Origin of the sequence: Pseudoalteromonas sp. K222D, from assembly GCF_017653575.1 — a bacterium.
GTDB lineage: Bacteria > Pseudomonadota > Gammaproteobacteria > Enterobacterales > Alteromonadaceae > Pseudoalteromonas > Pseudoalteromonas nigrifaciens.
In genome coordinates, this window is record NZ_JAGGDL010000009.1 from 42908 (window position 1) to 54816 (window position 11909).

Annotated in this window: 11 protein-coding genes and 1 riboswitch; of the genes, 6 read left to right on the plus strand and 5 right to left on the minus strand. The window is 38.7% G+C overall.

The features are described from left to right. Window positions 1-25 precede the first annotated feature (25 nt). Together J5X91_RS06825 and J5X91_RS06830 are read left to right on the plus strand one after the other, a co-directional pair. Window positions 26-496, plus strand: a complete 471-nt coding sequence (locus J5X91_RS06825) for a hypothetical protein (RefSeq protein ID WP_226898020.1) — start codon at window positions 26-28, stop codon at window positions 494-496. Further along, entirely contained in the window at window positions 489-1013 is a 525-nt protein-coding gene (locus tag J5X91_RS06830) for a hypothetical protein (protein ID WP_182677846.1), read from the plus strand. Before J5X91_RS06825 ends, J5X91_RS06830 begins: the two co-directional genes overlap by 8 nt. Before the next feature lie 13 nt (window positions 1014-1026). Here J5X91_RS06830 and coaD read toward each other — a convergent pair whose 3' ends face one another. After that, window positions 1027-1521, minus strand: a complete 495-nt coding sequence (coaD, locus tag J5X91_RS06835; RefSeq protein ID WP_011328939.1) for a pantetheine-phosphate adenylyltransferase — start codon at window positions 1519-1521, stop codon at window positions 1027-1029. Between the two features lie 186 nt (window positions 1522-1707). Between coaD and J5X91_RS06840 the strand changes: the two genes are divergently transcribed. Together J5X91_RS06840 and thiI are read left to right on the plus strand one after the other, a co-directional pair. Beyond that, window positions 1708-2376 (plus strand): TetR/AcrR family transcriptional regulator, encoded by a 669-nt coding sequence (locus tag J5X91_RS06840; protein ID WP_011328938.1) that lies wholly within the window; start codon window positions 1708-1710, stop codon window positions 2374-2376. A gap of 72 nt (window positions 2377-2448) precedes the next feature. Next, window positions 2449-3906, plus strand: a complete 1458-nt coding sequence (thiI, locus tag J5X91_RS06845; RefSeq protein WP_089368656.1) for a tRNA uracil 4-sulfurtransferase ThiI — start codon at window positions 2449-2451, stop codon at window positions 3904-3906. Between the two features lie 25 nt (window positions 3907-3931). Here the strand turns inward: thiI and J5X91_RS06850 are convergent, their stop codons facing one another. Further along, window positions 3932-4834, minus strand: coding sequence for a 2-dehydropantoate 2-reductase (locus J5X91_RS06850; protein ID WP_086993957.1), 903 nt, complete (start codon window positions 4832-4834; stop codon window positions 3932-3934). Beyond that, window positions 4827-5177, minus strand: coding sequence for a VanZ family protein (locus J5X91_RS06855; protein WP_011328935.1), 351 nt, complete (start codon window positions 5175-5177; stop codon window positions 4827-4829). Before J5X91_RS06855 ends, J5X91_RS06850 begins: the two co-directional genes overlap by 8 nt. Before the next feature lie 163 nt (window positions 5178-5340). Between J5X91_RS06855 and J5X91_RS06860 the strand changes: the two genes are divergently transcribed. Continuing rightward, window positions 5341-5823, plus strand: coding sequence for a YajQ family cyclic di-GMP-binding protein (locus J5X91_RS06860; RefSeq protein WP_208834305.1), 483 nt, complete (start codon window positions 5341-5343; stop codon window positions 5821-5823). 250 nt (window positions 5824-6073) lie between these two features. Beyond that, a riboswitch (cobalamin riboswitch) is annotated at window positions 6074-6239 on the plus strand. A gap of 36 nt (window positions 6240-6275) precedes the next feature. Further along, a complete protein-coding gene (locus tag J5X91_RS06865; RefSeq protein WP_208834306.1) occupies window positions 6276-8114 on the plus strand; it encodes a TonB-dependent receptor in 1839 nt (612 codons plus the stop codon). 69 nt (window positions 8115-8183) lie between these two features. On the opposite strand, the gene msrA is transcribed toward J5X91_RS06865, so the two are convergent. Both msrA and J5X91_RS06875 read right to left on the minus strand, forming a co-directional pair. Further along, a complete protein-coding gene (gene msrA, locus J5X91_RS06870; protein WP_208834307.1) occupies window positions 8184-8720 on the minus strand; it encodes a peptide-methionine (S)-S-oxide reductase MsrA in 537 nt (178 codons plus the stop codon). Between the two features lie 87 nt (window positions 8721-8807). Continuing rightward, window positions 8808-11906: an efflux RND transporter permease subunit gene (locus J5X91_RS06875; protein WP_182684343.1), complete on the minus strand. Its 3099-nt coding sequence runs from the start codon at window positions 11904-11906 to the stop codon at window positions 8808-8810. Window positions 11907-11909 lie beyond the last annotated feature (3 nt).

The following is an 11909-nucleotide window of genomic DNA, read 5'->3' on the forward strand; positions in this document are numbered from 1 at the left end:
CGCATTTATACAATGGGGCTTTTTAATGGCCTTTTTATATTCGCTAGTGTCAGGTATTAATAAGGCCGATAAGTCTTTAATTTATATAGCCGCTATAATGATGTGCTCCTACATTTTTAGTGATTTACTGCTTATATTAAATAATATCTACTTAGATTGGATTCTCTACGACTTACTAACAATTACACTATTAATAGCCGCTATATTCACTTCTTATGTATTAACTTCTACAGCCAGTAATTATATTATTCTTGGATTATTTGTTAATGCCTGCCTAACAATCGCTATTTATTACGACTTGTATGTATTAAATAACATTGACGAATGGTGGCTTTGGAGTGTTTATTCAATTGGCGTTAACGTTATCGATTTACTCATGATTACAGTGCTTTTTATAAATAAAGACTTTTTGGGACTGATAAAGCTAAAATCATGTATTCTGAGGTTTATAGGCAAAGATGATAATAGCTGTGTGGGTATAAACTCGAATGATTGATTTTTTAAGGTTTATTGTTGATTTAGGTGAAAACATAAGCGCCTTTGTAACTTGGCTATTTCTAATCGCCTTTTTATTTAATTTATCGTCGAGTATTAATAAACCTGATAAAAGTAGAGTACAGCTATCGCTTATTATGATGGTTTCTTACTTTTCTAGTGCAGTACTAAGCTTAAAAACAGTTACCTATTTAGATTATTTTATGTTTGATATTGTTACCATATTAATAGTAATAATTTGGGGTATTAAAACAAAGTATACGATCCCTACGGCACTTATATATTTAATCACAGGAATGAGCATTAATGCGATGCTATTTTTAGGTATGCATTATGACACTGTTATTATTGGTAATATTGATTATTGGTGGTTTTGGGCTGTATACGTTATAGGTACTATCTCGATTGACTTACTAATGGCTTTGGTGCTGATTATTAATAAAGATTTATTAGGGTTAGCCTGGATATATAATAAAACAAAAATGCGAGTTAATAGTTTGAATAGCGCACTTAAGTAATGCGCTCGTTAGCTTATTTGCTGTAGCTGCAACCTAGCTTTTTATTAAGTGCAGCCATTACAATAGGGTCTACAAATTCGCTTACATCACCATTATGGCGTGCCACTTCTTTTACTAAGGTTGACGAAATAAACGAATTTCGCTCTGACGGGGTTAAAAATACACTTTCTAAATCTGGGTTTAGGCGTCGATTCATATTCGCTAGCTGAAATTCATAATCAAAATCAGAAACCGCTCTTATGCCTCTAATTAATACATTAGCATTGTGATCGCGTGCCAAATCAGCAAGTAAACCTGAAAATCCTATCACTTTTACATTATCTATATGAGTTAAAAGAGTATTAGCTAGAGCTACACGCTCATCAAGGCTAAAGCAAGGCTGTTTACTGGGGTTATGAGCAATAGCAACGATAACAGTATCAAACATTTTTGAGGCACGTTGAATTAGATCTGTGTGTCCGTTAGTTAGCGGATCAAAAGTACCTGGATAAATTGCAGTGATTTTCATAAAGTATCGCTATGTATTATTTTTAGCATTAGTGTAACAGTGTTTTTTATACAAATCAGCCTAGTAAGTGGCTTTAATTGTCACGACTAAGCTATTACACAGAGTGTTTAATTATGCTGTTTTTGTTTATACTAGACAACTTATTGTACGAATTGTAACTTGTTGAATAAAATAGAGTGTTAGTATATGAATACCAAGGATAAAATAATACACACCAGTATTTCATTGTTTAATGAGCATGGTGAGCGAGCGATATCAACTAATCATATAGCCTCGCATTTAAACATGAGCCCGGGTAATCTTTACTACCATTTTAAAAATAAAGAAGACATTATTCGCCATATTTTTGCGCTGTATAGTGAGCACTTGAGCACTCACTTTAAACCTATAAACAAAAATGATGATGCATTTAGTCAGTTAACGGTATATCTAGATTCGCTATTTGAACTGATGTGGCGCTACCACTTTTTTTACGACAATTTAGGCGATATTTTGGCGCGAGATACGCAGCTTAAGCAGGCTTATATTAATTTTCAACTAGAGCTGTTAGAGCAGGTGCGTAAAATAATACTTGGTTTACGTGATAGTGAAATGATTGCGATTAATGAGCAAGATGCGCTCGAACTTGCACATACGCTTAAATTAACAGTTAGTTTTTGGACCCCTTATATTAAAGCCCGCAGGCTCAGTGGCGCACTTGCCGAGCAAGATATTTATCATGGTATTTTAAAAGTATTAACTTTATTTAGAGCCTACAGCACAGATAAAAGTAGCGATAAAATGAACCAGTTACGCGAAAAATACACGCAACTTGCTCACTCAGCCCCAAGTATTCCGGCTGCTCTTAGTTCCTAGGCGTTAATTTTTTTGCTATAATCGCGCGCCCAATGCCTGGGAGCGCGAATTCCCGCAGTCTAAGAGTGAACTATGCTTAAATTTATCGTCAAACTACATCCTGAAATTGCCATCAAAAGCCGCTCGGTTCGTAAACGCTTTACCAAAGTGTTAGAAAATAACATTAAGATTGTACTGCGCCGTATTGACGAAAAAGTACAAGTTAGAAACAACTGGGACAATATCTCAGTAGTTACCCTACTTGAAGGTGAGCAAACACGTGCCACTTTTATTGATAGCCTAGCGCGAATTCCGGGTATTGTGCAGTTTATAGAAGTAACCGAAACGAGCTTTGAAACGCTTGACGATATTTATAAAAAAACCATTGAATTAGTTGGTCACACCATTGAAGGTAAAACGTTTTGTGTACGCGCTAAACGTATTGGTAAGCATGACTTTACTTCAACGGAGTTAGAGCGTTATGTGGGCGGTGGACTAAATCAGCATGTTGCCGGTGCAAGCGTAAAGCTAAGCCACCCAGAAGTAACGATACGCCTTGAAATAAAAGACGAGAAAGCTTACATAGTATCGCATACTCACCTTGGCATGGCAGGCTTCCCGCTGCCAACACAAGAAGATGTACTATCGCTTATGTCTGGCGGTTTTGATTCGGGTGTAGCCAGTTATCAAATGATCCGCAAAGGCGCTCGTACGCACTTTTTGTTTTTCAATTTAGGGGGTGCGGCGCACGAAATTGGTGTTAAACAAGCGAGCTACTACTTATGGAATAAATACAGCTCAACTCATAAAGTTAAATTTATTACCGTTGATTTTGAACCAGTAGTAGCAGAAATATTAGAGAATATTGAAAACAGCCAAATGGGTGTGGTGCTTAAACGCATGATGATGCGCGCAGGCAGTAAAGTGGCCGAAAAATTAAATATTCAAGCCTTGGTAACCGGTGAAAGTATTGGTCAGGTTTCTAGCCAAACATTAGCAAATTTAAGTGTCATTGACCGCGTAACCGAAACCCTTATTTTACGCCCGTTAATTCAACACGATAAACAAGAAATTATTAATATTGCACGTCAAATTGGTACGGCCGAAATGGCCGAAACGATGCCGGAATACTGTGGTGTTATTTCTAAAAAGCCAACTGTTAAAGCTAAAATAGAAGTAATAAAAGCAGAAGAAGAGAAGTTCGACTTTGATATTCTTAATACCGTAATAGAAAACGCACGAGTAATGGATGTGCGCGATATTGATGTAGAAGCTAAGCAGGAACTAAAAGAAGCTGAGTCGGTTGCCGATTTACCAGCTGGTGCAGTGGTGGTTGATATTCGCTCTCCAGAGGAAGAAGAAGCAGCACCACTGGAAATTGATTCTATAGAAGTGGTGCATTTGCCGTTTTTTCGCTTAGCAACTAAGTTTGGTGATTTACCAAAAGATCAAGACTATTACTTGTATTGCGATAGAGGTGTAATGAGCCAGTTACAAGCGCTTATTCTACACGAACAAGGCTTTACTACGGTAAAGGTATATCGCCCGTAGAAGTTAACTATTTAAAAAGCGTGGTTTATACCGCGCTTTTTTTTGCTGCAATTTTAGCTAAAAGTTCATCGTTAAAAGGGGTTTTTATATTATAAAGCTTGCCTTGCTCGCTAATGTACCCACAAATTGCCATTATTTCAGTTGCTCTATTGTGAGCAACATCTTGTTGCATAGATGAGAAGTTCTCTGCGGTACGTGCCATCACATCATACGCACTGCTCAGTGCATTGATTAACGTTACATCAAGGTTTTTTGCCTTAGCAATATTACATGCTTCGGTTAGCAGGTTAATTATAATTGAGCAATATTGAGGCTCGCGCAACTGACCATTTTTAATGTTATGTAGCGCACTTAGCGGATTTATTGCTATGTTAACTAATAACTTATTAAAACGTAGCTGCTCAATATTCATAGACGCATTTAAAAGGGGGATCGCGGTTAATTGATCCGCCATAATTTTGCTATTTTTAACACCTAAGTTGTTACATCCGCCAATTATACTTTGCCCATTACCAGTGTGCTGTACTATATATTGGTTTGATTTAAACCCAGCCATACTCGTTGTTAAAAAATAAAGCGCTTGGTGTTCATTGAGCTCACATTTTAACTGCTCTACATTACCCATACCGTTATGCGAAAGCACAACAGAGCAATGCTGAGGCAAAAACTGTTTTACTTGTGCAAATGCGCTTTGCACTTGAAAGGCTTTTACCGTAAATAAAAACACATCAAATTTAGGTAAACTATTAAGCTCATTTAATGAAATAAAAGAGGCATTTATTTTTTGTGAAGCACTGTTGTCACTACTGTAAAAGCGAGTGTTACTCGTACTTTTTCGGGTTAACACGCTTACACTATGCTGCGCACTTAAAAAGTGGGCTAATAATAAGCCTATTGCGCCGTCGCCAATAATAAGAATTTTAGCCATGAGAGTTCTTTTTACGTGGGGTTAAAATTGCTTTGATTATAAAGTAGCTTGCTGCGCCGGCAAAATCTGCAATAAAATCTGCGATTGATGCTTGCCTATATGGAAGTGCGTCTTGCATTATTTCTATTGCAGCACCGTAACCGGCTAATAAAAGTATTTGTGCGTATAAAGGGAGTTTAAACGCTTTATCCATTATTATGGCAAGGATGAAAAATATCCCAAAGTGGGCTACTTTATCAACATGAGGAAACAGGTTGCCAACCCCTTTTATTTCTTTCGCAAATAAAAAGGTAAACACCACAATACTAATTAAAAAAATTGCTTGATAAACACGCCTTGTCACAACAAATCCTAAAATCGCTTAAAAAAGAAACCGTAGTATATCAAACTAATTTAGTATCGCACCTGAACAAGATGCATAAAAGTGTAAAGATTTATAGTTTTAGCGTTATAATCGCTTTAATAAATTAAGTATAAAATTAAGATAAAATAGTTAGGAGAAATCAATGCCTTCATTTGATATTGTATCTGAAGTAGAAATGAACGAAGCTAAAAACGCAGTTGATAATGCAAACCGTGAACTAGAAACTCGCTTTGACTTTAGAGGAGTTGATGCATCGATTGAGCTAAATGATAAAGTAATTAAGCTTAAAGCCGAAGCTGACTCTCAGGTTATACAATTATTTGATATTTTAGCGAGTAAAATTTCTAAGCGTGGTATGGATGTATCAAGCCTTGAATTGCAAGATATTAGCCGAGCGGGTAAAAATGTTTTTCGTAACGTTGGTTTAAAGCAAGGTATTGAAAAAGAGATGGCTAAAAAAATAGTTAAAGCCATTAAAGATTCAAAAGTTAAAGTACAAGCCGCCATTCAAGGTGAAGAAGTACGCGTAACAGGTAAAAAGCGAGATGATCTTCAAGAAGCTATGCAAGCAGTACGTAGCGCCGATTTAGGCCAGCCATTTCAGTTTAAAAACTTCCGCGATTAATAAAACAGATTACAGATATTATAGAGATTAGGAGACTAATTTTTAAAAAATTTGTGTTAAAAAAGCCAAGCTACAGCAATGAAGTTTGGCTTTTTTGCTATTAGTAGCTTGATATGTAATCTAACTCTTTTAAAGTGATTGTTGAGGGTTTATATCGTTAAAAATCAAACTTTGGCTATATAGACGTCTATTGACATTTGTAAACAAAATACTCACAATAGCGACCTATTTTCAAGGTGCTTGCTTAATACCTTTGTATACGTTTCAAAGTATTGAAATTAACAGCAAGATAATCGGGAAGTTGGTGCGTTTTCAAGACGATAACAACCCCAACACTGCCCCCGCAACGGTAAAGTATTAGCAGCTATTATAGTGTTGACTGAGTCCGGAGACCGGCCTTGAAGTAATCTTACTTATTAACATCTTTGCGGTGGGCAAAGGTAGGGGACATCATGTTAAATAAAACCGCTCTAGGTGTGGCAATTTCGGCTGCACTTTCATTTTCAGTATCTGCAACAGTGCAACCAATCGAAAAAATAACCGTTACAGCTAATAAATTCGAACAACCTATTAGTAATGTGCTGGCCAGTGTTAGCGTAATTGACCGTGCTGATATTGAAAAAAGTAATGTGCGAGACTTACCTAGTTTGTTGGCTTCTCAAGCTGGTTTTCAAATTAACTCAAATGGTGGCTTTGGCCAAAATTCAGGTGTTTCGCTACGCGGTTCAGGTTCACGCCATACCCTTATTTTAATTGATGGTGTTAGAGTCGGCTCGGCTACTCTTGGCTATAAAGGTATTAGTAATATTGCCCTTAATACTATTGAGCGTATTGAAGTTGTTAAAGGTTCTCGCGCTGCTGTTTATGGCTCAGATGCCTTAGCTGGGGTGATTAATATTATTACTCGTAAAGCCGATAATATTCGCTTAGATGCTACTTTTGGCAGCAATGCTTATCAAAGCTACCAAATGGCGGGTGGAGCAAATATAAATGATTTAAGTGCATCATTTAACGCTGGAATTGAAAAAACCGATGGTTTTGATGTACTGCAAAACCATGCACCAGATGAAGACGCTTATGAGAACAAAAATATTGGCTTCAATATCGCTTATAACGATGACTATTTAGGCAAGCTAACCGTACAAACTCAGTATAATGAAGGTTATGCTCGTTATGATAATCAGTACAGTGCAGCAGACAGCAGTGATGAAAGTAATGATTTTGAAAACTACCAAGTATCATTAGGGTGGAATAAAAGCTACGAAAATCAAATACACCATATAGCATTCGCATTTTCTAGCGATAGCCAAGATAACACCAGTGAAGGTGTGGTTAGTATGTACGAAACTAAGCGAAATCAAATTGATTATACTGGGCAGTATATTGTCTCAGATGAGCTTAATATTAATGGTGGCTTGAACTGGTACAAAGATAAAATCGAAACCAACGCAGGTAATTATGATAAAGATAGCCGTGAGGTTTTTGCTGGCTTTTTAGGTGCGTATTACGATGATAATACGGTTTTAGCTAATATCGCAGTTCGCCAAGATCATGACCAACAATTTGGTGATAAAACCACGTATACAGCAGCGGTAGGTTATCATTTAAATAAGTTTGCTACGTTTAGAGCAAGTCAAAGCACGGGCTTTAAATCGCCTACCTTTAATGATATTTATTTTCCAGGTTCAGGTAACCCAGACCTAAAACCAGAAACGTCTGAGAATAAAGAATTAGGTTTGTTGTTAAGTTATCAAGATATTGCTTTAGAAGTGTCTATTTTTCGTAATGATTTTGACAATAAAATAGCGTGGGCACCAACACCTGCAGGCCCTTGGCAGCCAACAAATATAAATGAAGCGCGCCATGAAGGCATTGAGTTTAGCTTTTCGCAACAACTAATGGGTTTTGAGCATGCATTTAACTTCACTTACTTATCTGCAGAAGATTTAGAAACGGGCCAAGAGTTAGCTTATGTATCAAAAAATACCTTTAACTGGTCTTTAAATAAAGGGTGGGGAGATTTTGATGCGGGTATCGATTTGCAGTATCGTGGCGATAGGAAAGGTAAATTAACAGATTTATCTTCATATACATTATGGAACTTAGTCGGTAACTATCAAGCAACTGAGCAGTTAAGCTTTTCTTTACGGGTCGAAAACCTGTTTGATAAGCAGTACGATGAAGTTGATGCCTATGGTATTGATTTAGATGGTGATTATATAAATGATGAATTTTATTACTATAACACCGCTGATCGACGCTTATTTATTGGTGCTGCATACCAGTTTTAATATGCGCTACGTAGCTTAAACTTAAAAGCTCGCTAAATTAGCGAGCTTTTAAGTGCGTTAAAAATAGATTTACTCAGCTAGAAACTCTTTAAATTCGGTTTCGAATTTATGCAATTTAGGGGCAATTAAAATACTGCAATAGCCTTGGTTTGGGTTTTCGTTGTAATAGTCTTGGTGGTAATGCTCTGCTGGATAATACGTGGTGGCAGGGCTAACCTCAGTCACTATAGGCTCGCTTACCTGGTTTTGTAATTGAGCGATCACCGCGTTAGTAAGTGTTAGCTGTGTTTGGTTGTGATAATACACAACACTGCGGTATTGTGTGCCTATATCGTTACCTTGGCGGTTGAGCTGGGTGGCATCGTGCAAAGTGAAAAACATTGCTAGTAATACTTCAAAACTAATAATTGTGTCGTCAAATTCAATTTGCACTACTTCTGCATGGCCGCTAGTGCCTGAGCATACTGATTTATAGGTAGGAGTGTCTGTGTTGCCACCAGTGTAACCCGAGCTTACATTTAATACGCCGTTCACTCGTCTAAATGCGGCGTCTATACACCAAAAACAGCCGCCACCAAAGGTAGCGACTTGCGTTGTTGAACTCATAAATACTCCAAAATAGCTGTAAGTTTAGATTATGCAGAGCATAAGTCTAAAGCGTCGTAACAACAAGGTTACGACGCTATTAGGAGGTTAGATCTCTTCGAATGGCTTTTTAGCGGCTTGTTTATCAAGTTTTTGCTGCAAAAACTCAGGTGACTGTGTATTGCGCGCAAGTGCATAGTAAGCAGCAGGTACTACAAACAGAGTCAGTAGGGTTGATACAACAACACCGGTAAACACTACAACACCAATTACCATACGGCTTTCAGCACCCGGGCCCGAGGCTAAAACCAGAGGTACCGCACTCATTACAGTGGTTAATGAGGTCATAATAATAGGGCGTAGGCGCTGCGTAGCGGCTTGTAAAATAGCTTCGCTAAACTCTACGCCTTTGTCGCGTAGTTGGTTAGTAAACTCAACAATTAATATGCCGTTTTTAGCACTTAACCCTATGAGCATCACAATACCTATTTGGCTGTAAATATTGAGCGTAAGTCCTGTGGCCCACAAGCCAAACATAGCACCCATTAAGCCAAGGGGTACGGTAAGCATTATTACAAAAGGGTGCATAAAGCTTTCAAACTGTGCCGCTAGTACTAAAAAGGTAACCGTAAGTGCTAAAATAAACACGTAGGTCATGGCCGAAGCACCTTCATAAAACAACTGCGATTCGCCTTTGTAGTCAATCGCGCCATCTATGTCGTTTTCTTCCATGGCCACTTTGTTTAAAAAGTTAAGTGCTTGCTCAAGTGTATAACCATCGGCTAAGTTGGCGCTTAAGGTAATTGCACGCATACGGTTGTAGCGGTTTAAGCGCGATGCGGTAGCTTCTTCTTTTAAGCTAATTAAACTATCAAGCGGGACTAGCTCGCCACTGCGTGATTTAAGATAAATGTTTGATATATCAGTAGGGTTGGCAAAGTCTTCTTTAGTGCCTTTTAAAATAACGTCGTACTCTTCGCCGCGATCTATAAAAGTAGTAACACGACGCTGACCTAGCATGGTTTCGAGTGTACGCCCTACATCAGATACAGAAATACCTAAATCGGCCGCTTTGTTTTTATCTATGCTGACTAAAAACTGTGGGAATGTTTCTTTGTAATCATGATCGATTCTAACCAGTCCTGGATTTTTCTCAGCGCGCTCTATAATACGGTCGCGCCAATCGGCTAGTTGTGCGTAATCGTTACCTTGTAGTACAAACTCGATTGGGCGTGATGAACCACCGCCGCCAATGCCTCGGCGCATAATAGCAAAGGCTCGCACGTCGGTAACTTCCTGCAGTTTAGTGCTTATTTCGTCCATTATTTCCCAGGTAGAACGTTGGCGTTTGTCCCAATCGGCCATACCTACAATTGCTACACCGCCACTGCCGCCCCAGCCTGGTACGCGCACAAGTACGCGGCTTAGCTCACCAGATTCAGAGTAAGGCATTAAGCGATCTTCAATTTTACTCATGTTAGCGGCATTGTTCTCATAACTGGCGCCTTCAGGGCCACTCATCATAACAAAAAAGGTACCACGGTCTTCTTTAGGTGTTAGCTCAGAGGGTATTTGAGTAAATAATGAATAACTTACAAAGCCAGCTAATAATAAGCTGATCATTAAGCCCCATTTGCGGGTCATGTTAGAGGCAAGTGAGTTACGATAACTAAGCTCTACCTTAGCAAAAAAGCGGTTCATCGACTGGCTAAATTTACTTTCTTTTTCAGAGGCTTTTAATACTTTAGAGCATAACGCAGGTGAAAGAGTAAGTGCTGTAATACTTGAGAAAAACACTGCGGCACTTACCGCCATAGCAAATTCAGTAAATAAAGCACCAATACGGCCATCCATAAATACTAAGGGTACAAATACCGAAATAAGCACTAAAGTGGTGGCAATAATTGCAAAGCCCACTTCGCGCGCGCCTCTATAAGCGGCCAATAAAGGAGGCTCGCCAAGCTCTATGCGGCGATGAATGTTTTCTAACATAACAATGGCATCATCAACCACTAAGCCGATTGCTAGTACCAGTGCAAGTAAAGTAAGTAAGTTAATGGAATAACCCATAGCGAGTAAAAACATAAAACTACCCACTAACGCCACCGGCACAGTAACTGCAGGGATTAAGGTGGCACGAATATTACCTAAAAATATAAAAATAATTAATACAACTAAGCCCATAGAAATAGCAAGGGTGCTGTATACCTCATTAATCGATTCTTTTATAAAAATAGATGAGTCGTAACTATCCTCTATAGTGGTTCCTTCGGGTAGGTTACGTTTTATTTTTTCAAGTTCGGCGCGGGCGTTATCAACCACAGTTAAGGTGTTGGCTTTAGCTTGCTTTACAATGCCTAAACCAATCATATTGCGGCCATTACCCCGAAATAAACTCTCGTCATCGGCGGCTTCTAGTTGTACATCAGCCACTTCACTTAAGCGTACTAGATAACCGTCATCACCGCGTTTTATTACTAGGTTTTGAAAGTCGCGCTGATCTTTATAACTGCGGGCTGTACGTACAGTAAAGTCACGGTCAACCGATTCAATTTCGCCAGCGGGTAACTCTACGTTTTCGGTGCGTAGTGTTTGTTCTATATCGCTCGCAGTAATACCGCGAGCAGCCATTGCTTGGCGGTTTAGCCAAATTTTCATGGCGTATTTTCGCTCACCACCAATGCGTACGTTAGACACACCATCAACTACGGCTAGGCGATCAACAATAAAACGCTGTGCGTAATCAGATAATTGCATTGAGTTCATGGTTTCGCTGTTTAGCACAAACCATACAATAGGGCTTTCATCGCTGTTAGACTTAGACACCTCAGGCGGGCGAACTTGTTCAGGTAGGCTATCTGCGGCGCGGGCAACACGTTCACGCACATCGTTAGATGCAGCATCTATATCGCGCTTAATATCAAACTCAATCGTAATATTTGAGCGACCATTACGGCTCGATGAGTTAATACTTTTAATGCCTTCAATACCCGATATACGATTTTCGATGACTTGGGTTATTTTGGTTTCTATAATCTCTGCAGAAGCACCAGTATATTCGGTACTAATATTAACAATAGGCGTTTCAATGTCAGGGTACTCACGCAGTGGCAGCATGCTAAAAGCAACGAGCCCAAAGGTGAGTAAAAGTAGATTTATTACAATCGCAAAAACAGGGCGTTTAACGCTAATATCGGTAATTTTCACGGG